This is a genomic window from Nocardia gamkensis NBRC 108242, from assembly GCF_001612985.1.
GTDB lineage: Bacteria > Actinomycetota > Actinomycetes > Mycobacteriales > Mycobacteriaceae > Nocardia > Nocardia gamkensis.
The window spans coordinates 71,582-98,132 of record NZ_BDBM01000027.1 but is presented as its reverse complement, the minus strand read 5'-3'; the positions used below and the strand labels follow the sequence as shown (position 1 = coordinate 98,132).

The window sequence follows — 26,551 nt, the reverse complement described above, 5'->3', positions numbered from 1 at the left end:
GGGGCACACCCTCATCAGCTGTGTGCACGACGACCTCTGAGCGGCAACCTCCTTCTGGGATCGGCAAACGGCGAGATCGGCTCGCCGGACGGAGCCCGGCTACGACACCGAACTCGCTTCCGGCTGGTCCGCGAAGCCCGGCAGGGGCGGGGACTCCGGGAAGAGGACCGGCAGCGCGGTCAGCGATCGATGAAACGGGCCCGGCCGCCAGGTCAGCTGCTCGGCGGGGACACCGAGCCGCATCTCGGGCAACGCATCGAGCAACTGATCAATGGCATCCTGGGCGATCAGATAGGCCACCGACCGGGCCGGGCAGGTGTGCGGCCCGACACTCCACGCGAGATGAGCGCGATTGTCGGTGTACTGCCCCGTGTTGATCGCCGGGTCGTTGTTGCATCCGGCCATGCTGATGACGACCGGCTGGTGCGCGGGTAGCCAGACGTCGTCGATCAGGATCGGCTGGCGTGGGAAGGTGACACAGTAATTCGACAGCGGCGGATCGGTGAACAACACCTCGTCCAGCGCGTCCCGGGTCGACAGGCTGCCGCCGATGATGCCGCCCGCGAACCGCTGGTCGGTGAGCATCAGCCGCAGGGTGTTGACGATCAGGTTCTGTTGCGGCTCGATGCCCGCGCCGTACAGCATCAGCACCTGCTGGACCATCTCCGTGTCGTCGAAGTCGACGGGGTGCCGCAGGATGCGGGAGACGATGTCGTCGCCGGGCTGGGCCCGTTTGAGCGCCACCAGGTCCGCCATCGCGCCGTTGAACATCGCGTTGCCCTGCTCGGCGTCCACGCCTTCGAACATCGCCGCGAGCCCCATCGCCGCCCGCTGCCCGATGTCCGGCGGGCAGCCGAGCATGGCGTTGATCACCGCGAACGCCAACGGGAACGCGTATTGCGCGATCAGGTCGGCCGAGCCGTCCCCGCAGAAGGTGTTGATCAGCGGAACGGCGATCTGCTCCACCGTGTTGTGCAGCGCGAACTGGTCGATCTCCTCGATCGCCGCGACCGTGGCCTGCCGGTAGCGGGCGTGTTCCAGGCCGGTGCTGCGGATCGCGGCCGGACGCCACTCGAGCAGTGGCAGGACCGGGCAGTCACTGGGCACGGTCTGCTGCCAGGTCCGCGAATCGGCGGGAAAATGGTCGGGGTCGTTCAGGATGCGCAGCGCGGTGTGGTAGCCGATCACCAATGTCGCGGGCACGCCGGGCGACAGTTCCACCGGCACCAACGACCCGTATCGCCTGCGCGCCTCGCGATAGACGCGGTGCGGGTCCGATGCGAAATCGTCCGAATACAGCGCGACGCGGGGGCCGTCGGAGCCGACCGGTGAGCCGTGCCGGACCGGGCAGCCGCTGGAAGAGGACGATGTCGAGGACTGTGGGTGGGTCAAAACGTGACTCCAAGGTCGGAACGTTCGACGAGCAGGGTAGGCACACGACCCGCGTCCCGTGGTCTCGGGACCCGATAGCCATGTGAGCTTCGCGAATTCGACTTTACGCCGAATTACACTGCGGCAGAGCATATCTCGTGCGCCGAACCGGCGCGATGGGCTGGGTTCCGCGTGGGCGCGCCTGCGGTGGAACACCTCTGCCCGACACGGGCCGTCCGAGCGCCCGTGCCGGGTCATCGAGATGTTGTTCGTCCGGACCGGACTACCGCGCTGCCTCCAGGAACACCGGCAGCTCGGAATGGCCGTTGGAGATGAAGCTGAGCACGGGGCCCAGCTCGGACGGATCGGTCGCGAGGCGCATGTCGGGGAAGCGCCGGAAGATGGCCGGAAGGGCGATCTCGGCTTCCAGCCGGGCCAGCGGCGCGCCCAGGCAGTGATGGGCGCCGTAGCCGAAGGCCAGATGATCCTTGGTCGGTCGCCGCGGGTCGAACTCACCCGCGGTGGCGCCGTGCAGTTTCGGATCGCGGTTGGCCGCCACATAGGAGGCCAGGATCGCCTCCCCCTTGGGGATGCGGACACCGGCGATATCGATGTCCTCGACGGCGTAGCGCAGCGGCAGGTGCGCCACCGGCGCCTCGAAGCGCAGCGATTCCTCCACCACGTCCGACCACGGAATCCGGCCCGCCATCACGTCGGCGCGCTGGTCGGCGTGGGTGAGCAACGCGAAGATGGCCTGATCGAGCAGGTTCACCGTCGTCTCGTGCCCTGCGTTGATGACCAGCATCAGGGTGTCGACGAGTTCCTTCTCGGTCAGCTGTGAGCCGTCCTCCTCGTCCCGGCTGGCGATCAGCACGCTGGTGATGTCGTCGCCCGGCGTCTCCCGCCGGTAGGCCACGAGTTCGCTGATCAGCCGGTACATCTCGAGATAGTTGGCCTGGGCCTCCTCCGGCCCGAAGGAGGTGTCGAAGAATCCGTCGACACATTTCCGCACGCCGGGGCCCAAATGGTCGGGCACGCCCATCAGCTCGGTGATGACCTGGATCGGCACCGGATAGGCGTAGCCCTCGCGCAGGTCGACGGCCGCACCGCGCGGGGTCGCCGCCAGCCCGTCGAGCAGGTCCGCGGTGATCGCTTCGATGCGCGGTCGAAGCGCCACGGTGCGGCGGTGCGTGAACGCCGGTGCGACCAGCTTGCGCAGCCGCCGATGTTCGGTGCCGTAGGCGGTGAACATGTTGTCGACGGCCACCCACGGGTGCAGCGGCCACTCCTGGGTGATCTCGCCGTTCATGAACGCCGCCCAGTGCTGCCGGGGATCCTTCGACACGCGCGCATCGGCCAACAGGGTCTTGAGCGCGACGGCATCCGTGATCGACCACGCGGGCACCCCGCCGGGCAGTTCCACCAGGGCCACCGGCCCACGCTCGCGCAGCCGCGCGGCCTCGCCTTGGATATCGGAACCGGTCAGATCCAAGACTATCGGCTCTTGCGACATCGGGACGCTTCTCCTTACACCATGTTCAAGGGAGGGGACTTCGGGAAGACGACCGGCAAGGCCGCCAACGCCCGGTGGAACGGGCCGGGCCGCCAGACCACTTGATCCGCGGGCACGGCCAACTGCATTTCGGGAAGCGCGTCGAGCAGCTGGTCGATGGCTTCTTGGACGACCACCGATGCCACCGACTTCGCGGGGCAGGCATGCGGTCCGACCGCCCACGCCAGGTGCGAACGGTTGCCGGTGCGGTCACCGCCGCGGATCGCCGGGTCGTTGTTGCAGGCGGCCAGGCTGACCATGACCGGCTGATGCGCGGGCAACCAGGTGTTGTCGATCAGGATGGGCTGGCGCGGATAGGTGATGCAGAAGTTCGCCATCGGCGGGTCGTTGAACAACACCTCGTCCAGCGCGTCGCGCGTCGACAGGCTGCCGCCGAGGACGTCGCCGCCGAAACGGTCGTCGGTGAGCATCAGCAGCAGCGTGTTGGTGATCAGGTTCTGCTGCGGCTCGATTCCGGCGCCGTAGAGGCTGATCAGGTTGGAGAGCATCTCCTCGTCGTTCAGATTGGCCGGGTGATGCGCCAGCCCGGACGTGACGTCGTCGCCCGGCTCCGCGCGGCGCTGATGGATCAACTCCATCAAGGCCTCGGAGAGCATCTGCATCCCCTTGGCCGCCTCCACGGTGTCGAAGAGCATCGCCATGCCGGTGGCGACCCGCTGACCCAGTTCCGTCGAGCAGCCGACGATCCGGTTGAGCACTTCGAAGACGAGCGGGAACGCGTACTGTGTCACCAGATCAGCGGATCCGACCTCGATGAAGGTATTGATCAGCGGAATCGCGATGCGCTCGACCATCGAGTGCACCTCGTGCAGGTCGATGGCATCGATGCTCGTGGTGTAGGCGCCCCGGTAGCGGGCGTGCGCGGCGCCGCTGTTGCGCAGGGCGTTCGGATACCACTCCATCATCGGACGGATCGGCGAGTCCTCGGGGATGTTCTTCTGCCAGACGCGGGGATCGGCGGGGAAGTGCTCGGGATCGTTGAGGATCCGCACGGCTTCCTGATAGCCGATCACCAGCGTGGCGGGCACACCGGGCGACAGCTCGATCGGGACCAGCGATCCATGGCGCCTGCGCATCTCCCGGTAGGTCCCGTGCGGGTCGGCCGCGAAATCCTCCGCGTAGAGCGGGAATCTGGGACCGTCGGCGTCGATCGGCGATCCGTGCGCGACCGGGCAGGCGCCGGTGGCTAGGTGTGGGGGGTAGGTCGAGGACTGTGGCGTGGTCAAATGCGAGACTCCAAACGGTGGAACAAGAATTCGACAAGCGTGATCAGTGAACGCAGGCACGTGCCTCGATCACGCGCGTCCAGTAGCGTCAGCGGTGTGCCGGGTTCCAGGTCGAGGGCATCGCGAACCTCTTCCAACGGGTATGGCCGCGCGCCTTCGAACTGATTGACCGCCACGGAATAGGGAACGCCACGTTCCTCTAGCACCGAGAGGACCTCGTCGGACTTCTCGATGCGGCGGGTGTCCACCAGCACGAGCGCGCCGAGGGCACCGCGGGCCAGCTCCTCCCACAAGGGGACGAAACGCTGCTGGCCCGGAGTGCCGAACAGGTAGAGCGCGAGTTTGGGACTCAGGGTGATGCGGCCGAAGTCCATCGCGACCGTGGTCTGCGATTTGCCGGGCAGTCCGGCCATGTCGTCCACGCCGACGCTGGCTTCGGTGATGGTCTCCTCGGTGCGCAGCGGCTTGATCTCCGAGACGCTGCTCACGAACGTGGTCTTGCCGACGCCGAAATTGCCGGCCACCAGCAGTTTCACCGAGCGGGTCACGGTCTCCGGCACGTAGTCGACGGCGCGATCAGACGGCGAGAGCACGGAGCCCATTGAGTACCTCCTCCAGCAGAGCGATCTCCGGCAGGGACTCGGCCGGGGTGGGGGTGACCAGGTGCCCGCCGTCCATGAGATCGGACGCGACGATCTTCACGACGGACGGCGGGAGGTCGAGATACGCCGCGATCTCGGCGATCGACAGCGCACCCCGACGGCTGCACAGGGCCATGACCCGGCGCGCATCGGGCGACGCTCCGGGCAGTGGATCTTTGGCGGTCAGGACCAAAGTAACCAGGTCCAGCTCGCGAGTGGGACGCGTACGCCCTCCGGTGCGCACATAGGCCCGGACGAGGTCCGGATCGCGCCGCGGCTTGCTCATGACGTCGCCTCGCTTTCGCTCGGCTCCGTGATGCGCAGCGGCGCAGTACCTTTGACTCGCTCGCTGCGCTCGATCATGGCATTTCGCTGCCGTCTACGCGCCTACGCGGCTGGCTGCCGAGCTCGCGGCCGACCCGCCCGGCCAACTCGTTCATCCGGTGGGCGACGAGGCCCACATCGATCTCGTTGGTGGTCGCGACGCCGAGTAACGCCCCCTCGCCCGCCGCGGTGATGAGGATCATCCCCTGGTCGTACTCGGTTATGTTCTGCCGGACGCCATTCGCGGAATCGCCACAGAACTCGCCGAGCGCCTTGCCGAGCGAGCGCAGGCCGGAGGCCGCCGCGGCGAAGCGCTCCGCCTCGTCGCGCGCGATCCCCGTGGAGTGCGCGATCCGCAGGCCGTCGTCGGACAGCAACACCGCGAACCGCACACCCGTGATGCTGAGATCTTCGAGTAGCCAGCCCAGTTTGTTGCTGCTGTCGGTCACGGGTGTGGCCATCAGGATGTCATCCCTTCCGTGTCATCAGATGCGGCGGCGCGGCCGCTCTTGGAGCCGGTATGCCAAGCTGCTGCGATCTCGGGGCGAGCGAGGCCCGGTTCGGTGCGCGGCCCGACCGGAGCGAGCGCGACCGTCCTGCGTCGTCGCTTGGGTAACCCGCCGCTGGTGATCTCGCTCACCGTCAGCGAGTGCTCGTCCTCGCCGGGCTGCTCGCTCGGCGCGTCCTGCGCGGGAACCGTCACCGGTTCCGGTTTGGCCTCGGCCACGGGCGCGACCTCCTGGACGTTCTGCGGGGTGACCAGCAGCGACTCCGGGATGTAGACCATCGCGCGCATGCCGCCGTAGACGTTCGGGCCGTCGATGTAGACGGTGAAACCGTAGCGACGGGCCAGCGCGGCGATACCCGGGAAGCCGACCTTCGGCGACGGGCCGAGCTGGTGGATGTCGACGGGCCGCTCGTGCGCGAGCACCTGGCGGGCCTCCTCCATCTGCTCGGCGTTCATCCGCACGCCCGCGTCATCGATGATGACGGTGACGCCGTGATGGCCCTCTTGGAAGTTGACGTCCACGTAGGAAGTCGGCGGGGAGTACCGCAACGCGTTGTCCAGCAGGGTCGCCAGCGTGTGCACGAGCGGTTCCACCGCACGGCTGATCACGACGCGATCGAGCTGGTTGGGCCGCACCCGCAGGTATTCGCGGACGCGGCCGATGGCGCCGCCGACCACGTCGGTCAGCGTCTGCGCGGGCCAGCGACGGCCGGGCAGACCACCGCAGACGATCACATAGGACTGCGCCTGACGGATCATCTGCTGCACGGTGTGGTCGATGCGGGTGAGGGTTTCGTACACCGCGTCGTCGCGATGCTCACGCAGCGCGGCGCTCACCACCTGGCTGACATCCGCGCCGAGACTGACCACGGAGGTACCGAACGAGCGCACCGCGGCGCTGGTCGCCTGGCGCGACGCCGAGGCGACCTCGGTGCGCGCGGACTCCTCGGCGGCCTTGATGGCCTGCTGCGCCTCGTTGTTGGTCAGGTCCCTGGTCTCCGAGCGCATCAGGCTCAGATCGTCGGCGTACCGCTCGGAGATCCACCGCAGGATCTGCGCGAGCCGTGAATTCTCCATGCCCGCCTGGACTTCGACCGGGGGCACCTGCGACTCGAACCGGCGGATCGACTCGGCCACCGCGGGCAGCGTGGTGGCGGCGAACCGCTCGAGCGTGTCCTCCGTCGCGCGCTGTTCCCTGGTCACAGCCTCGAGCTTGGCCCGTTGAGCCCTGGCATACTGCACTGCGTACAACGCCCCCGCTACGGCGATCACCAAAGCGGCGGCGAGGATCCATGAAAGCACCACGGCGATATCTTGATTCATCAGTTCTTTCGTCGTTGACTGGTCTCGAGGAATCGGCCCACTGCCATCCTGCTTCGCTCGCCTTCCCTCGCCTGCCGACCATGAACGGACCGGTCGGTGGGGTCCGCGTCGGAGTACCGGAACCCCGCGACGGCACCGGCACTCACCGAGAGTGCCTACCGCACAGTGCCCGCAGGACAGGCGATTACACGTCAATCGCCGACCGCCCGGATCGTATCCGAACGGTAACCAGAACCCGACCAAACGCACATTAGCAGCATTCCAACGAAGTCTCTGCCGATCCCATCGACACTTTCCGTTTTCCCGGAGCTGGGACGATACGTGCCGGGGATCGCGACATAGCTGCGCAATAATGTTGGGCTGCGGTGCAACCCGCGGACGTTCGCCCTGCGTACGGGCCCGCACCCGGGATGAGCACCGGAAACGGCACCGGCGGCGCAGCGGCCGCGCAGGCCGGGCGCCCAACTCGGCAGGCGGAATGGGTGTTCACCGGCCTGTCCACAAACGTATTGGCGGGTGTTCGAATTCGACCGGGTGGGCCACCGGCCGGATACCATGCGCCCATGGCAAAGCTGAAGGTCTCGGTCGACGTCCCGATCTCGCCGGAGGAGGCCTGGACGCACACCTCCAACCTCGCCGAACTCGACAAATGGCTGACCATGCACGAAGCCTGGCGCGGTGAGGTCCCCGCCGAGTTGACCGTCGGCACCCGACTGGTCGGCATCGCCTCGGTGAAGGGCCTGCGCAATCGGGTCACCTGGACGGTGCGCGCCGCCGAGCCCCCGCGCCGCCTGCAACTGAGCGGCGCGGGCAAGGGCGGCACCAAACTGGGCCTGCAGCTGCTCGTCGCGCCGAAAGGCTCAGGTTCGGAGGTCACCGTCGACATCGAACTCGGCGGCGCGCCGCTGTTCGGTCCGATCGGATCCGGTGTGGCCCGCGCGGTCAAAGGCGATATCGAGCGCTCCCTGGACCGCTTCATCGCGCTCTACGGCTGAGCCCGACCGTCATCCGCCGAGGGCGTCGAAGATCTCCTCGGCCCGGTCGCGGCTGCGATACATGTTCCACGCGGCCTCGGCCAAGTGGTCCGGATCGAGCGTGTGCCCTTCCGCGCTGCCGAAGCGCGCGGGGTCGGCGGTGACCATGGCGTGGATGTCCCCGCGCTCGACGAGACCGCCGATGGTGAGGGTGCCCGCGTAGAGGTTGCGCCCGGCCAGGGCCGCGTTGAGGGTGAGCGCGTAGTTGCGCAGCGCGGCCGTCGCGAGGGCGAGATGACCGAGCATGGGCATGGGGCGGACGCTGGAAAGGCCACCGGCGAAGAGCAACGCACCGTCCCCTCGTTCGAGCATGCCGGGCAGCACGTCGCTCACCACGTCCACCGCAGGCCATACCCACTCGAAGGCCGATCGCGCCGTCTCGGCGTCGATATCGGTGATCGGCACCGGCTGCTGCGTCGGCCCCGGCCCGTAATAGACCATTCCGATAGGGCCGTCGCGGCGGATGTCGGCGAGTACCGCGCCGAGCCGCGGGCGATCGGTGACGTCCGCGACGTGGGCGGTGGCGTCGATACCGCGCGCCGCCAGGTCGGCCAGATATGCCGCGTGCCTTGCGTCGCTGCGCGAGACCAGCGCGACGCGAAATCCTTCCCGGCCGAAACGGCGGGCCATCGACATCCCGAGGCCGGGCCCGACGCCGACGATCACTGCGGTCGCTTGCTGCGCCATACGCTCTCCTTGAATCTGAGGACCCCCTCGATTTATGACCGTAGCATGAAATCGAGGCTTCCCTCAGTTTTGTAGAATGGCCGCGTGACCAAACCGCTGCGCCGGGACGCCGCCCGCAACCGCGAGAAATTGCTGCGGCACGCGGCCGATGTGTTCACCGAGCAGGGCCTCGAGGGCTCGCTGGAGGAGATCGCGCGGCGGGCGGGCGTCAGCATCGGAACGCTGTACAACCATTTCCCGACCCGCGACACGTTGATCGACGCCCTCCTGCCGCCACGCCTGGCGGCCGTGGACGAGATCGCCGCCCGTGCCGCGGCCGAGCCGGACGCGTGGACGGCCTTCACCGGATTCGTGGAAGACCTGCTCATCCGGCTGACCGCCGATCGCGGGTTGCTCGAGGCGTTCACCGGGGATCATCCCGCGGCGGCTCGGCTGGCGGAAGCCTGCCACCGCGGAATGTCGCAGCTGTCCGCCGTTCTCGCACGCGTCCGGGAAGACGGTGCGCTGCGCGCCGACGCGACCGACGAGGACGTCGTCAACTTGGTGTGGGCGCTGTCGCTGCTCGGGGAGACCACCGGCTCGCCGTCGTGGCGGCGTGCCGCGGAGATCGTGTTCGACGGCCTTCGAAGCCGTCGGTGACCGGAACGCACACCGGTGCCGCACGCAGCGGCAGCGGACGGGATTCGCTTCGCCTATCAGATGGCGGGGGCCGGTCGTCCGGATCGTCCTCGACCGGCTGCCGCAAACGCGTCCCCGGCGTGGATTCACGGGGCGATCGGGCGGCAACCGGCCCATATCGTCCCGAGATCGCCTGACTGACAGGCGATCTCGGGACGCGTACACCTAGGCGTGTACCACCGTGGCGGCGTCGACCGCCTCCGGGTTCTTCGGCTTCGTGCGTGGCAGGAAGGATGCCGGGATCAAGGTGAGCACGATCAGCACCAGCGCCACCACATAGGTGTGGCTGAACGCTTCCGCGGCCTGCTGGAGACCGGTGTCGACGGCCCCCGGCGGAAGCTGGCTCGCCAGGCCGGGGTCGAAGTTCGACGCGATCGCCGGACGCGCGAGCGGCTGGTTGTTCAGCAGGTTGGTCAGCACCACCGACATCGTCGCCGTGCCGATAGAACCGGCGGTCTGGTTGACGATGTTCATCAGGGTCGACCCGCGAGCCACCTGCTGGTGGGTCAGGGTCTGGATCGCCGCGGTCATGATCGGCATCATGGTGCAGCCCATGCCGAGGCCCATCACGAACAGGGCGCCGATCATGGGGAGGTACGAGCTGTCGGCGTCGAGCTGGATGAAGTACGCCGTCCCGATCGAGATCAGCGTGATACCGACGAGCACGATCTTGCCCGGACCGATCTTGTCCACGAAACGGCCCGCGATCGGCATGCTGAGCATCGCGCCGATGCCCTGCGGCGCGATCAGCAGACCGGCTTGCAGCGCCGACTCGCCGCGCACCTGTTGCAGGTAGGTCGGCAGCAGCAGGCCCGCTCCGAAGAACGCGATGGCGAACAGCACCATCGTGAGCACCGCGAAGGTCAGCGACCGGTTGCGGAACAGGTGCAGATCGATCAGCGGGTGCTCGGTGCGCAGCGCGTGGAACACGAACGCGGCCATCAGCAGCGCGCCGACGGCGGCCGGAATCAGCACCTTCGCCGCCAGCACGGTCCCCTCCCCCGGGATCGAGGAGACGCCGAACAGGAACAGCGCGAGGCCGGGCGAGGCCAGCAGCATGCCGATGAAGTCGAACGACTCCGACGGCTCCGGCTTGTCGCCGGGCAGCAAGATGATCGCGAGCGCCAAGGCGACCACGCCGATCGGCAGGTTGATCAAGAAGATCCAGTGCCAGCTGAAGTTCTCGATCAGCCAGCCGCCCAGGATCGGGCCGCCGATCGGGCCGAGCAGCATCGGCACGCCGAGCACCGCCATCACCCTGCCGACCCGCTGCGGACCGGCGGCATGGGTCATGATCGTCATGCCCAGCGGCATCAGCATGCCGCCGCCCAAGCCCTGGATCACGCGGAAGGCGATCAGCGATTCGATGTTCCACGCCGTGCTGCACAGCAGTGAGCCGAGCACGAAGAAGGTGAGAGCCATGATGTACAGCCGCTTGGTGCCGAAGCGGTCGGCCGCCCACCCGGTCAGCGGGATCACGGTGGCCAGCGCGAGCGTGTAGCCGGTCATCGTCCACGCCGCGATGGCGTAGCTCGTGTCGAACTCGCGCTGGAAGGTCGGGATCGCGACGCTGACGACGGTGATGTCGAGAATCGACATGATCGCGCCGAGCACGACCACGCCCGCGACCTTGAAGACGGCCGCGTCCAGTTTGTCGGCCGACGGGTCGGGCCCAGCCGCCTGGGTATCCGGAGGTTGTGTCACCGTTTAAGCGTGGCACCTTCGCGGCCGCAACACCAGTCATTGCCCGTTCCTGATGTCGGGAATTCCGCGAGCGCGGACAAGGCGGCCCGGGTCGCGGCCTCGCTCGCGGGCAGCAACGGCAGCCGTACCGCCGCGCTCGGTATGCGGCCCTGCGCCGCGAGCACGGCTTTGATCACCGCGGGATTGGGTTCGGCGAACAGCGCCGCCGACAGTACCGCCAGCCGGTGACCGAGCGACCGCGCCACGTCGACCGGACCGGTACGCCACGCGGCGACCAGCGCCGCGAACGACGAGGTGTGCACGGCGGCCGAGGCCGCGATCGCACCGGAGGCGCCGAGAGCCAGCAGCGGCGCGGCGAACAGATCGTCGCCCGCCAGCACGGCGAAATCGGCGGGTCGCGCGCTCATCAGCGCGATGGTTGCCTCGTCGATGGCGCCGACGGCATGCTTCAGGCCGATGACCTCGGGCATATCCGCGAGCGCGAGCAAGGTGTCGGTGCGGAGGGAAAGCCCGGTCCGATACGGGATGTGGTAGACGACCAGCGGCACCGGGGACGCCGCGGCGAGCTCCCGGAAGTGCGCGAGCACACCCGCCTCGGAGGGTCGCGTGTAGTACGGGACCACGGTGAGCGCCGCGGTGCTGCCCGGATCGAGACCGGCGAGTGCCTCGACGGAAGCCGCTGTCGAGTTCGATCCCACGCCGACCAGCAACGGCGCGTCGCGTTCCCGGCAGACGCCCGCGCACACGTCGACCACTCGCGCCCGCTCCTGCGCCGTCAGCGTCGCGGGCTCCCCGGTGGTGCCGAGCGCGACGATGCCGGTCGCTCCGTCGTCGAGCACCTCGTGCGCGAGCCGCTCCAGCGCGCCTGCGGCGAGCCCGCCATCGGCCGTGAACGGCGTGACCAAGGGGACGAGAAGACCTGCGAGTGTCATGACGACCAGCCTGACCGCGCCGAATCATCAGATCCAGTTCACGTTTCTGTCGCAGACCATAAGCTCGACTTATGCTCGATGTCCGGAAACTGCGTCTGCTGCGGGAACTGTCGCATCGCGAGACCATCGCCGCGGTGGCGCAAGCCCTCGCCTACACGCCATCGGCGGTCTCGCAGCAGCTCGCCGCCCTGGAACGGGAGGCGGGCGTGGCACTGCTGACGCGAACCGGCCGGCGGGTGACGCTGACCCCGGCGGCCGTGGCCCTCGTCCGGCACACCGAGCGGATTCTCGCGGTGCTCGAACAGGCCGGCGCCGAGCTGGCCACGACCCGCGCCGAACTCACCGGAACGCTGCGCATCGGAGCGTTCCCCACCGCGGTGCGGACCATCCTCTCCCCCGCACTCGTCGCACTGAGCAGCGCGCACCCCCGGCTGGAACTGCGTGTGACCGAACTGGATCCGGCGCTGGCGCCCGACGCACTGCGCGCCGAGACCCTCGATGTCGCGCTGATCCAGGAGTACGACTACGTGCCGGTCCCCGCCGATCCCGCATTGCACAGCGAGCCGCTGTTCGAAGAGATCGTCTATCTCGCGGCGCGATCGGCCGAACCGCTCGCCGCGCACCGCGAAAGCGCCTGGATCGCGAGCACTCCCGGCACGCTGTGCCACACGATGACCGTGCGCGCGTGCGAGGCCGCGGGATTCACGCCCCGGATCCGGCATCACGCCGACGACTTCGGCACGGTCCTCGCACTCGTGGCCGCCGGTCAAGGAGTCGCCCTCGTCCCGGAATTCGGGACGCGGGATCGCCCTCCGGGCGTCACGCTCGGCGCGCTGCCGACGCGACGGCGGACCCACCTCGCCTATCGGCGCGGCGCGGGCGACCATCCCGCTGTGCGCGCCGCCCGAGTCGCATTGCGCGAATCGGCAGAACGTTCCCCCGGCCGCTGAACCGCTCAGCGCAGCCGATACCGGCTGGTGGGTACGACATCCAGGTTCCGGTCGCCGCCGAAGGTCGCGACGCTGGTCATCAGCCGCTCGATGCGGCGCGCCAGCTCCGCCGCGTCGCCGCCGCTGCCGTAGAACGCGTGCGGATCGGTGAGCGCCTCGATCGGGAAAAGCTCCTCCACGATTCCGGCGATGTCCGGCGCACCGGCCGTGGCGGGACCGATCACGACGTTCTGGACGTAGCCGAACGTCGCCTGGGTCTCGATGGCGATCGCGGTGTGGTGGTTGCGCCAGCGGTCCAGCCAGTCGGCCTGCGACAGGTCATCCGGTTTGCGTAGGAAGGCGATGTTCGACAGGCCCGGCGCCCGCACGCGCACGGCGGTGACCGGCGGCGGAATCGGAGTCGCCTCCTCGACGTGCCAGCCCACCACCCGCTCGGCCACGGCGCTCAGCGCTCGTTGCGCCGCGTCCGGGCGCGGCGTCCCGTCCCACCAGACGTTGACGACGGCCTGCACCGGCGCGTCGAAGGTTGAGATGCGCAACATCGCCGTCTCGACCGCCGCGTCCGCGATGTTCGCCTGCACCGCCGCGGCCCCCGCCAGTCGCGGCGCCGGATCCGCCGCGAGCAGGTCGCGCACGCCCCACAGCGCGTAGATCGTCTTCATCACGAACCACTTTCTAGAACACGTTTCACTCGAGATCCGAGCCTAGCCCACGGCGCGGTTGGCCGGAGCGGCTCGGGGTATCCGACCGTCAGTCTTCCGAAGGGGTGATCCGTGCGGACCATATCGACCGACATCCCGGCCAGGCTGGATCGTCTGCCTTGGTCGCGGTGGCACTGGATGATCGTGATCGGACTCGGCTCCGTCTGGATCCTCGACGGGCTCGAAGTGACCGTCGTCGGCAGCGTGGCCGCCCGGCTGTCGGAACCGGGCAGTGGCCTGAACATCACGGCGGCACAGGTTTCCGGTCTCGCCGCGGCCATGTACGTCGCGGGCGCGGGCTCCGGCGCGCTCTTCTTCGGTTGGCTGACCGACAGATTCGGCCGCAAGAAGCTCTTCTTGGTCACCCTGGCGGTGTACCTGTTCGCGACCGCGATGACGGCACTGTCGTTCTCGATGTGGTGGTTCGTCTTCTTCCGGTTCCTCACCGGATTCGGCATCGGCGGCGAATACGCGGCCATCAATTCCGCCATCGACGAGCTGATCCCGAAGAAGTACCGCGGGCGCATCGACATCGTCATCAACGGCACCTACTGGCTCGGCGCCGTCGGCGGTGCACTGCTGTCCATCGTCGCGCTCGACACCGACCTGTTCGCACCGGATGTCGGCTGGCGCTTGACCTTCGCGCTCGGTGCCGTGTTCGGACTGGTCATCCTGCTGGTGCGCAGGCATGTCCCGGAGAGTCCGCGCTGGCAGTTCATCCACGGTCAGGAAGACGACGCGGAGCGCACCGTCACCGCGATCGAGGAGCGCGTCCGAGCGGACGCGGGTGCCGCGCTGACAGACGTCTCCGATCAGCAAATCCGGATCCGGCAGCGGCGGACCATCTCCTTCCGCGAGATCACGGAGGTGATCGTGCGGCGCTATCCACGGCGCGGCGTGCTCGGTTTGTCGCTGTTCATCGGGCAGGCATTCCTCTACAACGCCATCACGTTCAACTACGCGCTCATCTTGTCCAAATCCTTCGACATCCCCGACGACCGGGTCGGCTACTACTTCGCGGTCCTCTGCTTCGGCAACTTCCTCGGCCCGCTGCTGCTGGGCAAGCTGTTCGACACGGTCGGGCGCAAGCCGATGATCGCGGGCAGTTATCTCGGTTCGGCCGTGCTGTTGCTCGGCACCGCATGGCTTTTCGCGGGCGGTCAGCTGACCGCGACGACCCTCACCGCCTGCTGGACGGCCGTGCTGTTCGTCGCGTCGTGCGGCGCCAGCGCCGCCTACCTGACGGTCAGCGAGATCTTCCCGATGGAGACCCGCGCCATGGCCATCGCCTTCTTCTACGCGATCGGAACCGTCGCGGGCGGCGTCGCGGGACCGTTGGTGTTCGCCGAACTCACCGCCGACGGCGAGCCCGGGAAGACCGCCCTGGCGTTCGTCATCGGCGCGCTCGCCATGTTCGCGGCCGGGTTGGTCGAACTGGCCTACGGCGTGCGGGCCGAGGGCCGTTCGCTGGAGGAACTGGCCGAGCCACTCAGCGCGACTTCGGAGCCGAGCCATGTCGAGGCCGGTCAGCCGCCGAGCGGGTAGTGACGGCACTGCGCGGTGTCGTCGGCGGTGCCCCGGCCACAGCCGTAGATCATCACGGGCTCGGCGGTGCTCGAGGGATCCCAGATCTGCTCCACACTGAGCATGCCGACCCACTTGTCGTGCGCCACCCGCCCCGCGTGGGCGCCCTGGCTGACCGAGAAGTCCAGCACGCCGCTGCTGGATTCGATGGCCGGTTGCCGTGGTAGGTCACGCAGCGCGGCCCATACCGCGGCCGCGCTGATCGGGATCGGCTCGGTCCACACGCCCGAGACGGCCGGGGCCAGCGACTGCACGGCGCGCACGAACAATCCGACCGCGTCGTAGGTCAGCGCGACCCGCTCCCCCAGCGGATGCAACTGGACGCGCTCGCCGAGCGGTTTGTCGGCTTCGGCGCACGCGTTCCAGCTCGGGATGTCCGGATCCACGGTGGTGGCGAGATGGTAGAACTCGACCCGGCTGCGTCGGCCCTGGCCCCTGTTGCGGCAGGTCACCAGGCTCGCTTTGGCCACGTAGACCAGCGGGCGCGCGCTGTTGGCCGCCCTGCGCCGGTCCGCGCTGGCCATGAACCGGTTGACCGAATCGTCCGCGATCAACAGCACCCGCTGGTCGCCACATGCTCGGTTGAGGCTCTGCAGGAAGTCGGGGAATTCCGAATCCCGGCCTGCGAAGAACAGCACCTCGTCACACGCGTCGGTGTTGTCCGCCCCGGTGAACGCCTCGCGCACGTCCCAGGAGCCATCCCAGATCGTTCGCCCGCTCCTGGCCAGGATGTGCAGGTCGGCGGCCATGTTCGTGGTGTAGAGATCAGTCGGGTCGGGCCGGTGGAAGATCCGTACGCCGCGCCCGGCCGCCCCGGGAAGCGAATTCAGGTACTGCTCGATCATGTCGGCGATCGCATGGTTGGGCGGGGCGATCTGGAAGTACAGCGGCGAGGACAGCACCATCTCGTCGGCCGACAGACTGGGCGCCACCATCGGAATGCCGAGGCCGGTGAGCGAATTGATCATGCTCAGCGTCGCCGTCCGGCTCTGATCGAGTCCGATCGCCCCGACGATGCCCGGCTCGGCGCGGATCAGCGGCCTCAGCAGATCGACGACCTGCGGCCCCTGCAGATTGGCCGGACCGGTGTTCGCCAGCAGCAGCCGGATCAGCGGGACGGTGTCGGGTGTGAGGGCGTCGGACGAGGCGACCGATTCCAGCGCGCCGTACTGCGCCAGCGCCAAGCCCTCGATGTCCTCGCTCTGCGCCGGGTAGTCGCCCGGAACGCCGGCGAGCTGGCCGAAGTACACCAGGGTGAACAGCGGACGCGCCGGCTGCTCCCTGGCCAGCTGCTCGGCCAGCAGATTCTGCTTGTACACCCGCCGCTGCACCTCCACCAGACGGCGGCTGCCGGGCTCGTCGCTCGCGAACAGGAAGCCCCGTCCGCCTGCCGCGGGATCATCCGGATCGTAGGCGCTGAAACCGACGCAACTGCCGTCCGCACCGGGAACGACGCGCACCCACCGGTCGGCCGCGACGGTCACGCACGCGGGCACGCTCGCACGCCACGGGCGCCATGTCGCGAATCCGGCCGCCGCCACCGCCAGCACCACCACCAGGAACATCGCGGTCGCCGACACCGCCCGCCGCGCCCACCACGGCGGATCGGGGGGCTGGATGCGCCGGAACGGGTCGGGCTCGTCGTCGTTCGGGCCGGTCGCGGGCACGTCGAACCACAGCTGCCAGGCCCGGGGGCGCTGCCGCTGCCGCTCGACGGGCAGCTCCTCCACCCAGATCTCGTACAGCCGCCGCACCCGGGACACCGGGCGCGCGATGACGCCGGGTGGTGGCGTCCGTGTACCCGCCACCACCAGCAGCGGATCGTCCTTGCCGGTCTCGTTGCGCACGTCGTTGATCAGGTCGAGCAGCCGGGGACCGGCTTCGCCGTCGAGTGCGCGCAGGAGCGCGACCGGATAGGTGGTGCGCCGTGCCGCGCCGAGACTCCACCAGCGCCGGCGGTAGGCGACGCGCAGGTCTTCGAGGAAGGCGTGCACCAGCAGCTTGGCCAGATGCTCGGCGTGTTCGTGGCGCCGGGCGCCCTCGGTGAGGCGGTGCGCGAATCCGACGAACTGGCTGGACTGTTCCGGGGCCAGGTATTGCTGGCGCATGAACCACCGGAACTCCCGTCCCACACCGGGAATCCGGCCGCCGGTGCGCGCCCGGAACACCGCCGTGGGCAGCACGATGCGCAACAGCCCCAGCACGATTCGCTGCACCGGGCCCACCGTGGCCTCGGCTTCGCCGAGCAATTCCTCGCCCCACCGGCCGAAGTCCCTGCGCAGCAATGTCGCCAGCTCGTCCAATTCGTTGTCGGAACTGAGCTTGCGAGCCATCAACCACTCGGCCAACCGGTAGCGCCGGAAAGGCAACGGGCGCAGGCGGCCGAAGCGGTCCGCCGACAAACCCTTGCAGAGGTTGTAGAGCAGTCGGCGCAGTGCGGTCAGCCCCGGCGTGGTGTCCTCGACCAGGGAGCTGCCGTCGGGCAAGGGGTCGAGAGCGTCGACGTTCGCGGCCACGTGCACCGCGCCGCCGAGCGCCGCGTCGAACATGTCCAGGCATGCTTCGACATTGGTGAGATCGCCGCACAGACCCACCATCGGCAGCATCCGCTCGCCGCGCCGCGGCCGCCGTACCAGCGAACGCAGCAGATCTTCGAGCACATCGACTCCCCGAAAGGAGACAGCTCTGGTGCCGGACATCACGCCCCCGTGTCCTCCGCCGAATGTGACCACCCATTGAAGCAGACGCCAAACCCGTTGGCACTCAGAGAGTCTTGGCGCGAACCCGCAGCGGGAACGGACGCGACCAACCGTGCGGCAGACATGCCGAACGAGCCCGGAATTCGCGGGCGATGAGGTCGGGGCGAGGAGTTCCATCCCGGCGGTGCAGCGGAACTCCGGTGGAACCTTCGATTTCGCGCGGTTCGAAGTGCTTGTCGCAAAATCTCGGCGAATTTCGCGGCGTGCGAGTCACCCGCCGCAACAAGCTATTTACACCGCCGACACGTTCGCCGCGCCGGGAAAACACTTTCCACAAGCGTGATTCGAACGAAGGCGCCGTAAAGTGGCGCAGGGCCCGCAATTACGGCGCGCTTGCCGACGGCGGCATCGCCTACGGGGTCGTCGGGGTCCGGCCGCCCGCACGTCGCGGAAGGCCGGGCGACCCCGTCGGTCCGGTCAGTTGTGCCGCGGGTCGGCGGTGGAGGTGTGGGGCCGGGTGATCCGGCGATGAGCCATGACTTCGGCCCACCAGCCGCTCAGTGGGCTGGGGTCGGGCCATACGATCCGATCTCGTTCTTCGTCGTCCGCGACGGGCGCTTCGGGTTTCTCGATCACGATGACGTTCCTCTGCGCTGGTGCACGTTGCCGCACACATACTTGCGGAGAGCCCTCGTGTTCGTGCGCGCCGGTGGTTTCGCGCCAGAGCGCGTCGAATCGGCTGAACATCGAGCAGCGCGGGTTCCTCGCCCCATTTATCGGAACGACCGCGCTGTCGCACCGATACCTCCAACATTTACCACAGCACACCTCAAACAAACCGATCTTTACGGTTCACGATTCGGACACCAAGCGGTCGCTTGGTCACAATTGGACCCGCTGATCAGTGAAAACACGCGTTCGACCGGCTTTCTTACAAGAAACCGAAAAAGGGCAGCGAGCGAAAAATCACCTATCCCTCTCACCGACGGCCGTGGCTGTGCACGCGGGCCCGCCGGTGCCGGTGTGGCGGCGCCTCCACACCTGCGGGGATCGGATCGGTGGATCGCTCTCGTCGACAGCGCGTAACGCGCAAACACGCCTGCTGCGCGATTCCGAACGGTTGCCGAACGGACCGGCGAGGTCGATATCGGGCGGTGACCATCCACAACGGCGACGATCAGGCGCGGCCCGAGCCCGTCAACGGCCTCGGAAAGGGCGGAAACCCCTCGCCCACAATGGGTGTGGCCGATACGGGATAGGGGCCGCGCAAGGATCTGTGGTGGCTGATTCGGCCCGAGGCACCCGGGTACCCGCCGACTATGGTTCGCCGAACCGAAGCTGTGGGCACAGACGACGACGCCACCCGGGCGCCGACGCCCTGCGACCGGGTGGATGCCCGATTCTCGCCGCCCGTCTCGGTGCAGGCGTCCACAGCCAGGGAAACCAGGTGATACCGATGGCCGATCTCCGCCGGATAATTCGAAAACACGGACCCTTCGCCTCGGTCTGTTTCGATAGCTCATACGACGCCGAAGACGCCGCGCGTGGCACCGAGTTGCGCTGGCGCTCGATCGACGCCGAATTGGACCGCAGCGGAGCTCGCCCGCGGATCCGGCGGCTGCTCGCCCAGGCGATCGAACTGCATCCCCCGCCGCACGGACGCTGCGGCAGGCTGCTCATCGCCGACGAGACCGAGGTGCTCGCCGACGAGCGCTTGCCGAACCCGCCGCACGACCGGATCGTCCGGATGTCACCCCTGCCCTACCTGCTGCCGCTCATCGAAGTGCAGGCCGAGAAAATACCGCACGTCGTGGCGCTCGTGGACCGGGTGAGCTCGGAACTCTACGCACTCGACGGCCACGGCGGCGAAGCGGAGCAGACCCTCCGCGACGTCGGGCATCCGGCGCCGGAGATCCGGCGCGACGACTGGACGCATCGCACGATCCGGGAGCGGGTCGAGAACACCACGCGGCGTGACATCCGCGAGTTCGCCGGGGAACTGGACCGGCTGGCCGACACCGTGCACGCGGAAGTCGTCGTGCTCGCCGGAGAGGCCCGGGCCCGGACGGAGCTGCGGGCGGTGTTCGACGCGAAGGGCCGGGATGTGGTCGAGGCCGAAGCGGGCACGCTGATGCCGGGGTCGGACCCGAAGGCGCTCGACGCGGAAGTCCGCGAGATCCTGCACCGGGTGGCGGCACTGCGCCACCGCCGGGTGCTCGACCGCTTCGCCGCCGAGATCGACCGTCCGGACGGCCTGGCGGTGGCCGGGCTGGCCGCGACCACAACGGCGTTGCGCGCCGCCACCGTGGAGCGCCTACTGCTGGACAGTTCGGCGCTGGGCGACCGCTTGGTGCTGGCCGGGACCGCTCCGAACCCGTTGCTCGGCCCGGCGGCGAACGCCGCGGCCGGTGAGATGCGCCGTGCCGACGAAGCCCTTCCGGTGGCCGCGTTGGCGATCGGCGCCGAGATCGTCCTGGTCGACGCCGTGGCCGCGCTGCGCGACGGAGCCGGCGCCCTGCTACGGAGGCGCTAGGACGCGGCGGAGTTCACGATTTCGGGATGCGCTCGTGCAGTGTGAGCAGCATGTGGTCGAAGGCGGTCTGCACCGCGGGTGGAGCCGGGGGCAGGTGGTCGATTTCGGCGATGAGCTGTGCGGCCAGGTCGCGCAGCTTGACGTTGGTCTCCTGCGAACGCCACTGCAAGACGTGGAACGCCTGCTCGGCGTTGATCCGGTAGACCCGCATCAGCACGCCTTTGGCCTGCTCGATCAGCGCGCGCGCCCGGAACAGTTTCGGCAGCGTGCCGTCGAGCAGATCCTGGCGTTCCTCGGCGATCGCGGTGGTCAGGTCGACGTAGTAGCCCGCGGTGCCGACGACGGTGCCGTCCTTGTCGGTCATGGTGTCGCCCAGCACGAGGACGTGGTGCAGCGCTCCCGCGGTGTCGATGATGCGGTGGCGGCTGCAGAACGGTTCGGCGTTGCGGACCGACTTCTCGATCGCCTCCGCGACATGATCCCGGTCCTCGGGGTGCTTGTGCGCGAGCAGCAACTCGGTCGTCGGCGTCACCGAATCGGGCGCGTAACCGTGCATCGCGGCGACCTCGTCCGACCACTCCCACCGCTGATCGGCGAACCAGAATCGGAAGCTCCCCGTGGTCTGCGGTGTGCCTGCGCCGACCACCCGGGCTACCGCTCCCTCGGCCGTGTCCACGATTCGGTCGCCCGATTCGTTCATCGCGTCAGTATGCTCCTACCTGCGGCGTTTCACCGTGGATCCTGCGGATCGAAGCAGACGTCCCGACCGCGCACCCCCCCGCAGTGACATCATCGTCCTAATCCTGGGGAGCCGGGTTCCCGGCCTCGCCGATCGCGCGCCGAGCGGCCCTCGCGCGGCGGGCGAGCCCGGCCGTCATTCACCGAAGCGCAGGGTCACTTCGCTCGAGAGCGGGGCGGCGCGGCAGGCCAGCACACGACCCTGGCTGATCTCGTCTTCGGTGAGGGCCGACAGCGGATCGGAAGGCATGTCGACGCGTCCGGCCTCGACCGTGGCGACACAGCTTCCGCACGAGCCACCGAGGCAGGAATAGGGCAGGTCCGCGCGATGGCGCAGCGCGGCTTCGAGAACCGGGCGGCCCTGGGACATCTCGAAGCGCAGGTCTTCGCCGTACCCGGTGAGCGTGACGCGGCTGACCGGGGCGTCGGCATCGGGCGCGGGCGCGGTGGGTTGCTCGGTCTCGAACAGTTCGACCATGATCCGGGACCGCTCGACGCCGCAGCGGCCGAGCGCCGCCACCACGTCGGCGACCAGATCCTCGGGGCCGCAAAGGAACCACCGGTCGGCATCTTGCTCGGCGACCTCGGACGCCCCGACACGTCCGCGGCGGAAGGCAACACCCGAGCCCGCTCGGGGCGGTGTCGCGGGTAGTCGGCGGGACAGGTGGTGGGTGATGCGCAGCCGTCCGGCGAATCGGTCCGTGAGCGCGGCGAGGTGATCGGCGAGCATGATGTGCTCGCTGTCCCGACTGCCGTAGTGGAGCGTGAACGTGCTGTGCGGTTCCGTTTCGAGGATGGTGGCGATGATCGAGGCGATGGGCGTGATGCCACTGCCCGCCGCGACCGCGGCATATGCCCGTGGCCGTTCGGGATCCGGATCCGGGGTGAAGCGGCCGGTCGGCTCGGACACGTGCAACACCGTTCCGGCGGTCAGACGGTCGATCGCATAGCCGGAGAATGCTCCGCCGTCCCTGCGCTTGACGCCGATCCGCACCCTGCCCGATCCCGCCGCGTCACACAGCGAATAGCTACGCCGGATCTGTCTGCCCCCAATCGTTCCCCGCACCACGACATGCTGGCCGGCCCGGAAGGCATACCGGTCGGCGAGTTCGGCCGGGACATCGAATTCGATCACGACGCTGTCGGCGCTGCCGCGGACCACCGATCGCACTGCCAGGCGATGAAATCCGCGCGCGGGCCCGTGCGGAATCGGGTCGAACATATCCACACCGGCCGGGTCGACCGCGGCGCGAGCGGACGCGCGCAACTGTTCGACGCCGATGACCCCGACACCCCTGGCCGCACCGAGCACAACGGCCGGACGCAGCACCGCCGCCGGGCGGTCCAAGAGCCCGGCTATGCGTGCGATCTGTCGTGCGACCGCCGCGTCCTGCGCACCGACCGCCATGACCAGCCGCGCGAGCGCGCCGAGCGCACGGGTCCGCGCCCCTCCCCCGTCCACATGCGGCATCGCCGTGTCGAACAGCTTCGTGATCGTCCACGGGTCGTCGACAGCAGTGGCGGCGGCGCGGAAATAGCGACGAGCCAGATCGTGGTCGCCCTGCGCGAGCACGCGGCGCAAGTGCACGGCCTGCAGGGCGGAGACCGTCATGCCCTGGCCGAAGGCCGGGCTGAAACTACAGACCGCGTCGCCGAAGACCAGCAATCCCTGCGGAAATCGGGACAGCCGCTCGTAGCGACGCCGCTGATTGGCCGGATATCGGTACGTGCCGACGTCGCTGAGCGGTTCGGCGTCCAGCAGCGCCGCGCGCACGTCCGGCGGTGCGACCGAGGCGGCGAACCGCCAGAAGCCGTCGGCATCGGTCGGTGGACGATCCTCGCCGTAGCCGATCAGGGTGAGGATGTGCGCCCCGTTCTCCACGGCGAACAGCGCCAATCCGCGCGCGGGATCCTGATTCGCGATCACGATCTCCTTCTCGCCCAAGGCACCGGCCGGAAGGCGCACGTAGCGGCTCGCGTACATCATGTCGATCCGCACCCCTTCCTCGACGGGGCGTTCGTAGCCCGAATCGGCGAGCCACCGGTCGACCGGCCCATGCCGCCCCAGGCAGCTCACGACCAGATCGGCGCGCAGCCCCTCGGCCGCGGTCGCGCCGTCCGGCCTGATCCGTACACCGGTCACCCGGCTCCGGCTCGCGTCGAAGAGCAGTTCCACGGCCGTGCGACGGTCGGCCACCTCGACGTTCGGCAGTGCGCGTACGCGTTCGCGCACTCGCCATTCGAGCAACGGCCTGCTGGCTTGCAACAGCGAGTAACCCCCGTCGGATTGCCGGAGGGTGTGCCCCGCGACGGTCATCCGCATCTCCGTCAACGACCGGCATTCCAGGGCGCCGTCGGCCAGCAGCTCATCCGTGATGCCGGGAAACAGCTCCTCGAAGATCTGCTTGCCGCGGGCGAGCAGCGCGTGCACATGCCTGCCCTGCGGCACCCCGCGGCGGTTGCCGGGTGCGGACAGGTCGTCGCGCTCGACGACCGTGACCTTCCCGAAGCAGTCGCTGAGAATCCGCGCGGCGAGCAGCCCTCCCATGCTCGCTCCGAGCACCACCGCGTGCCCGCGGCCGGTGTGGGCGGCCGACTGTCCGTGAATCACCGATGCTGCCCTCCGACGTCCATGCCTGGTCTTCCGCAGCCGCCACCGTGGTCGAATCACGTCGAGGACTGAGATTTTTCGCTAGATTAGTCTCAGTTGTCCACAGTCGGCAAGCCGGACCGCTGCCGCATCGAGGTAGAAAGAGCCATGAGTTCCTCCACCCGGTCGTCGGAAACGCTGCTCGACGCGGCAGTCGCGCTGATCGCGGACAGCGGCTTGGACAACCTGACGCTCAGCGCGGTGGCCGAGCGCGCAGGCGTCTCCCGGGCTACGGCGTACCGGGAGTTCGGCGACAAAGACGGCTTGGTTTCCGCCGTCGGGCGCAACGAGATCGGCCGGATGGTCGCCGCCGCCTACCGCGAGATCGACCTTTTCGCACCGGCTGCCGAGGTAGCCCGCTCCTGCACCCTCTTCGCCCTGCGTTACCTGCGGAAACACGCCGCTTTCAGCTACATTCGCCGCCACGAGCCCGCGCGTCTGCTCGATGTCGCGATCACGCACGGCGGGTCGGAGCTGAACCTGGTCGAAACCGTCGCCGCCATCGCGGCGCCCTTGATCGCGGCGCGCGACGATTCGGCACTCGCGCTGTCGCCGGTTCAGGCGGCCGAAGTCGTCGTGCGCGCCGTTCTCTCGCACGCACTCATCCAGCGCAGCAATCTCACCGACGAGCAGATAGCCGATACGGTCGCCCGTGCCGTCATCCGAGAGCAGGATGCCTAGCGGGAATTCCGCCGGTGTCATCCGGCTGAGACTTTCACGCCTTCGAGTCTCGCAACGGACGGCCGGCAGCGCCCCGCGCATACCGGGGCCGTCGACTCGGCGAATCGAGCAACGGCCGCGCTCGCACTCCGTCGAGTGCCGGGCCTGCTCAGCAGCGGCGGCGACAGGCGTACGACAGGTTCATCGGTCGCGCTCCGCCCAGAACGCACAGTCGTGCGTGGCGGCGAAATCCTGAGTCACGACGCTGCCGGTCGCACGCATGATCAGAGCAGGCCCATCGGAGCCGGGCCAGGTCGACTCCGGCCAGGCAGGCCATTCGGGTGGACCAGGGTCGTTCGGGTCACCGGTGTGGGCGAAGGTGGTCCACCAGCGTTGCATTCGCGCGGCGAAAGCGGCGGACGCACCCGTCCAGGGAATCGGCACGCCCATGAATCCGGTGAACAGATAGAACAGCTCGGAGGAGTGAAAGGCGCCGGGCAGAACAGGATTGGCGGCACCGAGCGGCGCCTGATCGACTTCGTACTGCCACAGCGGATGTCCGGCGTCGCGCGCCGTTCGGCTGGTGAACAGCGCGGGACAGGCGAACCGGCTGTCGGTGATCACCGCGATCTGGGCGGCCGCCGGTGACGGATATCGGTCGAGTGGATAGCGGGCCAGGACTCGCTCGGCGTCGGCGCCGAAGGATTCGCGCACGTACCGTTCATAGCTCGCCGCGTCCGGGACGCGCCCGCGGGCGTAGTCGGTCTCGGCGACGCTCAGCGCGCCTTCCGCGCTGGTGGACCCGACGATGAGCGGCGTCTTCCTCGCGTCCCCCACCAAGGCCGCGTCGAGTGTCCGCGTGATGACGACGCCGTCGATGCTGGGCACCCAGACGGGAGTCTGTCCGTCGGCTTCGACGTTCGGCGCGTCCAGAAGTGCCGCTACGGGCAGGGCGCGCAGGCAGGCGAGCCGGGTCGCGGGATCCCCGCATCCGACGCGTTCGGCGTAGCGCTGCGAGCGCGCGAAGGCGTCGCCGGGATCGACGGGGGCCAAGGGCGCTTGTGCGCAGGCACCGCTCTGGATGATCGCTTTGGCGAAAAGGGCCTCGGAGCCGGGCGCGGCGAAGTGGGTGCAGACACTCACGCCGCCTGCCGACTCACCGAAGATCGTGACATTGCCCGGATCGCCACCGAAAGCGGGCGCGTTGTCGCGCACCCACCGCAGAGCGGCCTGCTGGTCCTGGATGCCGACCGTTCCGGTGGCTCCGCCGGATTCGGCGGTCAGTTCGGGCAGCGACATGAAGCCGAACGGACCGAGGCGGTAATTGGGAACTGCCACGATGACGTCGCCGTCGGCGACCATCCGGGTGGGCCCGTCGTATTCGCTGTTGGAGCCGTTGATATAGCCGCCACCGTAGAAGAACACCATGACGGGCAGCGGGCGATCGCGGGCGCGGTCCGGCGCGTATACGTCGATGGTCAGGCAATCTTCGCTGATCTGTCCGATCGGCGGCACGTCGGGCAGGTAGCCGTTCTGCGCGCACTGCGGCCCGTGCTCGCGCGCGGGGCGCACACCGGGCCACGGCGGAACGGGGCGCGGCGGTCCGAACCGCGCTTCGCCCCCGGTGGGCGCGGCGAACGGGATGCCCAGGTATTCGACGACTCCGTCGGCGGCGCGGCCGGAGACCTCACCACCGGTCACGAGGACGCCGAGCGGCGCGGAGGCCGCCACAGGCGGCGGAGTACCCGCGAAGCACACACCGGCGGCGACCGTCAGAGCGAGCGCGGTTCGCACGATCGAGCGAATCATGGCTGTCCACTACCTCCGATGCGTCGCTACGGTCGGCGGCGAGGCAGGCGGCCTCGTCCACCGCGGTAGCCGGCATCGATCGGCTCGGCGGCACGGTGCACGATCGGATCGGGAGCCGACCGGCCGCACGCGACTGGAGCCGAAACGCCGCTGGAACCTTCATCCGGCTGAGCACGCGCCCGCGGCACCCGTCGACGACGTTCGAACCCCCACCCGCGGCAGCGGA

Annotated in this window: 22 protein-coding genes; 6 read left to right on the top strand and 16 right to left on the bottom strand. The window is 68.8% G+C overall.

The window, feature by feature from the left end; translation table 11 throughout:
• Positions 1-99: 99 nt before the first annotated feature.
• The 7 genes from NG1_RS21385 to NG1_RS21355 all read right to left on the bottom strand — a co-directional run bounded on the left by NG1_RS21385 (position 100) and on the right by NG1_RS21355 (position 6,966).
• Positions 100-1,392: a cytochrome P450 gene (locus NG1_RS21385; RefSeq protein ID WP_062973450.1), complete on the bottom strand. Its 1,293-nt coding sequence runs from the start codon at positions 1,390-1,392 to the stop codon at positions 100-102.
• A gap of 262 nt (positions 1,393-1,654) precedes the next feature.
• On the bottom strand, positions 1,655-2,884 hold the full coding sequence (locus tag NG1_RS21380) for a cytochrome P450 family protein (RefSeq protein ID WP_062973448.1): 1,230 nt from the start codon (positions 2,882-2,884) through the stop codon (positions 1,655-1,657).
• Between the two features lie 14 nt (positions 2,885-2,898).
• The gene (locus NG1_RS21375; protein ID WP_062973446.1) at positions 2,899-4,170 is read right to left on the bottom strand and encodes a cytochrome P450; all 1,272 of its coding nucleotides are present in this window, start codon (positions 4,168-4,170) and stop codon (positions 2,899-2,901) included.
• Positions 4,167-4,772, bottom strand: a complete 606-nt coding sequence (locus NG1_RS21370; RefSeq protein WP_040866287.1) for a GTP-binding protein — start codon at positions 4,770-4,772, stop codon at positions 4,167-4,169. Before NG1_RS21370 ends, NG1_RS21375 begins: the two co-directional genes overlap by 4 nt.
• Positions 4,747-5,097, bottom strand: coding sequence for a DUF742 domain-containing protein (locus NG1_RS21365; protein WP_039805398.1), 351 nt, complete (start codon positions 5,095-5,097; stop codon positions 4,747-4,749). Before NG1_RS21365 ends, NG1_RS21370 begins: the two co-directional genes overlap by 26 nt.
• Positions 5,098-5,170: 73 nt before the next feature.
• Positions 5,171-5,596, bottom strand: coding sequence for a roadblock/LC7 domain-containing protein (locus NG1_RS21360; RefSeq protein ID WP_043704215.1), 426 nt, complete (start codon positions 5,594-5,596; stop codon positions 5,171-5,173).
• The gene (locus NG1_RS21355; RefSeq protein WP_062973444.1) at positions 5,596-6,966 is read right to left on the bottom strand and encodes an ATP-binding protein; all 1,371 of its coding nucleotides are present in this window, start codon (positions 6,964-6,966) and stop codon (positions 5,596-5,598) included. The genes NG1_RS21360 and NG1_RS21355 overlap by 1 nt, the downstream gene beginning before the upstream one ends.
• Before the next feature lie 563 nt (positions 6,967-7,529).
• On the opposite strand from NG1_RS21355, the gene NG1_RS21350 reads away from it, so the two are divergent.
• A complete protein-coding gene (locus NG1_RS21350; RefSeq protein WP_062973442.1) occupies positions 7,530-7,961 on the top strand; it encodes a type II toxin-antitoxin system Rv0910 family toxin in 432 nt (143 codons plus the stop codon).
• Between the two features lie 9 nt (positions 7,962-7,970).
• On the opposite strand, the gene NG1_RS21345 is transcribed toward NG1_RS21350, so the two are convergent.
• Positions 7,971-8,687: an SDR family NAD(P)-dependent oxidoreductase gene (locus NG1_RS21345; protein WP_062973438.1), complete on the bottom strand. Its 717-nt coding sequence runs from the start codon at positions 8,685-8,687 to the stop codon at positions 7,971-7,973.
• 84 nt (positions 8,688-8,771) lie between these two features.
• Between NG1_RS21345 and NG1_RS21340 the strand changes: the two genes are divergently transcribed.
• Positions 8,772-9,326, top strand: a complete 555-nt coding sequence (locus NG1_RS21340) for a TetR/AcrR family transcriptional regulator (protein ID WP_062973436.1) — start codon at positions 8,772-8,774, stop codon at positions 9,324-9,326.
• A gap of 204 nt (positions 9,327-9,530) precedes the next feature.
• Here the strand turns inward: NG1_RS21340 and NG1_RS21335 are convergent, their stop codons facing one another.
• Positions 9,531-11,069 (bottom strand): DHA2 family efflux MFS transporter permease subunit, encoded by a 1,539-nt coding sequence (locus NG1_RS21335; protein ID WP_040866281.1) that lies wholly within the window; start codon positions 11,067-11,069, stop codon positions 9,531-9,533.
• A complete protein-coding gene (gene dapA, locus NG1_RS21330; RefSeq protein ID WP_063910393.1) occupies positions 11,066-12,001 on the bottom strand; it encodes a 4-hydroxy-tetrahydrodipicolinate synthase in 936 nt (311 codons plus the stop codon). The genes NG1_RS21335 and dapA overlap by 4 nt, the downstream gene beginning before the upstream one ends.
• Before the next feature lie 71 nt (positions 12,002-12,072).
• On the opposite strand from dapA, the gene NG1_RS21325 reads away from it, so the two are divergent.
• The gene (locus NG1_RS21325; RefSeq protein ID WP_062973434.1) at positions 12,073-12,951 is read left to right on the top strand and encodes a LysR family transcriptional regulator; all 879 of its coding nucleotides are present in this window, start codon (positions 12,073-12,075) and stop codon (positions 12,949-12,951) included.
• A gap of 5 nt (positions 12,952-12,956) precedes the next feature.
• On the opposite strand, the gene NG1_RS21320 is transcribed toward NG1_RS21325, so the two are convergent.
• A complete protein-coding gene (locus NG1_RS21320) occupies positions 12,957-13,613 on the bottom strand; it encodes an EthD domain-containing protein (RefSeq protein WP_062973433.1) in 657 nt (218 codons plus the stop codon).
• 111 nt (positions 13,614-13,724) lie between these two features.
• Between NG1_RS21320 and NG1_RS21315 the strand changes: the two genes are divergently transcribed.
• Positions 13,725-15,197 (top strand): MFS transporter, encoded by a 1,473-nt coding sequence (locus NG1_RS21315; RefSeq protein ID WP_062973431.1) that lies wholly within the window; start codon positions 13,725-13,727, stop codon positions 15,195-15,197.
• On the opposite strand, the gene NG1_RS21310 is transcribed toward NG1_RS21315, so the two are convergent.
• Both NG1_RS21310 and NG1_RS36830 read right to left on the bottom strand, forming a co-directional pair.
• Complete coding sequence (locus NG1_RS21310; protein WP_062973430.1) at positions 15,179-17,896, bottom strand: hypothetical protein; 2,718 nt, start codon at positions 17,894-17,896, stop codon at positions 15,179-15,181. The two genes, NG1_RS21315 and NG1_RS21310, sit on opposite strands and share 19 nt — an antisense overlap.
• Before the next feature lie 516 nt (positions 17,897-18,412).
• A complete protein-coding gene (locus tag NG1_RS36830; protein WP_157106603.1) occupies positions 18,413-18,571 on the bottom strand; it encodes a hypothetical protein in 159 nt (52 codons plus the stop codon).
• Between the two features lie 820 nt (positions 18,572-19,391).
• Here NG1_RS36830 and NG1_RS21300 point away from each other — a divergent pair.
• Complete coding sequence (locus NG1_RS21300) at positions 19,392-20,468, top strand: baeRF2 domain-containing protein (RefSeq protein ID WP_063910399.1); 1,077 nt, start codon at positions 19,392-19,394, stop codon at positions 20,466-20,468.
• A 13-nt stretch (positions 20,469-20,481) separates the two neighbouring features.
• Here NG1_RS21300 and NG1_RS21295 read toward each other — a convergent pair whose 3' ends face one another.
• Entirely contained in the window at positions 20,482-21,168 is a 687-nt protein-coding gene (locus tag NG1_RS21295) for a PAS and ANTAR domain-containing protein (protein WP_062973426.1), read from the bottom strand.
• Between the two features lie 174 nt (positions 21,169-21,342).
• Positions 21,343-23,817: a 2Fe-2S iron-sulfur cluster-binding protein gene (locus tag NG1_RS21290; RefSeq protein ID WP_062973424.1), complete on the bottom strand. Its 2,475-nt coding sequence runs from the start codon at positions 23,815-23,817 to the stop codon at positions 21,343-21,345.
• Positions 23,818-23,964: 147 nt separating this feature from the next.
• On the opposite strand from NG1_RS21290, the gene NG1_RS21285 reads away from it, so the two are divergent.
• Positions 23,965-24,537, top strand: coding sequence for a TetR/AcrR family transcriptional regulator (locus tag NG1_RS21285; protein ID WP_062973421.1), 573 nt, complete (start codon positions 23,965-23,967; stop codon positions 24,535-24,537).
• A 180-nt stretch (positions 24,538-24,717) separates the two neighbouring features.
• Here NG1_RS21285 and NG1_RS21280 read toward each other — a convergent pair whose 3' ends face one another.
• Positions 24,718-26,325, bottom strand: coding sequence for a carboxylesterase/lipase family protein (locus NG1_RS21280; RefSeq protein WP_062973416.1), 1,608 nt, complete (start codon positions 26,323-26,325; stop codon positions 24,718-24,720).
• Positions 26,326-26,551: the final 226 nt, after the last annotated feature.

Coding starts and splice junctions, on each gene's coding strand:
- NG1_RS21360 (WP_043704215.1), bottom strand. CDS start 5,596: ATGGCCACACCCGTGACCGACAGCAGCAACAAACTGGGCTGGCTACTC.
- NG1_RS21350 (WP_062973442.1), top strand. CDS start 7,530: ATGGCAAAGCTGAAGGTCTCGGTCGACGTCCCGATCTCGCCGGAGGAG.
- NG1_RS21355 (WP_062973444.1), bottom strand. CDS start 6,966: ATGAATCAAGATATCGCCGTGGTGCTTTCATGGATCCTCGCCGCCGCT.
- dapA (WP_063910393.1), bottom strand. CDS start 12,001: ATGACACTCGCAGGTCTTCTCGTCCCCTTGGTCACGCCGTTCACGGCC.
- NG1_RS21325 (WP_062973434.1), top strand. CDS start 12,073: ATGCTCGATGTCCGGAAACTGCGTCTGCTGCGGGAACTGTCGCATCGC.
- NG1_RS21295 (WP_062973426.1), bottom strand. CDS start 21,168: ATGAACGAATCGGGCGACCGAATCGTGGACACGGCCGAGGGAGCGGTA.
- NG1_RS21370 (WP_040866287.1), bottom strand. CDS start 4,772: ATGGGCTCCGTGCTCTCGCCGTCTGATCGCGCCGTCGACTACGTGCCG.
- NG1_RS21345 (WP_062973438.1), bottom strand. CDS start 8,687: ATGGCGCAGCAAGCGACCGCAGTGATCGTCGGCGTCGGGCCCGGCCTC.
- NG1_RS21285 (WP_062973421.1), top strand. CDS start 23,965: ATGAGTTCCTCCACCCGGTCGTCGGAAACGCTGCTCGACGCGGCAGTC.
- NG1_RS21280 (WP_062973416.1), bottom strand. CDS start 26,325: ATGATTCGCTCGATCGTGCGAACCGCGCTCGCTCTGACGGTCGCCGCC.
- NG1_RS21365 (WP_039805398.1), bottom strand. CDS start 5,097: ATGAGCAAGCCGCGGCGCGATCCGGACCTCGTCCGGGCCTATGTGCGC.
- NG1_RS21380 (WP_062973448.1), bottom strand. CDS start 2,884: ATGTCGCAAGAGCCGATAGTCTTGGATCTGACCGGTTCCGATATCCAA.
- NG1_RS21320 (WP_062973433.1), bottom strand. CDS start 13,613: ATGAAGACGATCTACGCGCTGTGGGGCGTGCGCGACCTGCTCGCGGCG.
- NG1_RS21300 (WP_063910399.1), top strand. CDS start 19,392: ATGGCCGATCTCCGCCGGATAATTCGAAAACACGGACCCTTCGCCTCG.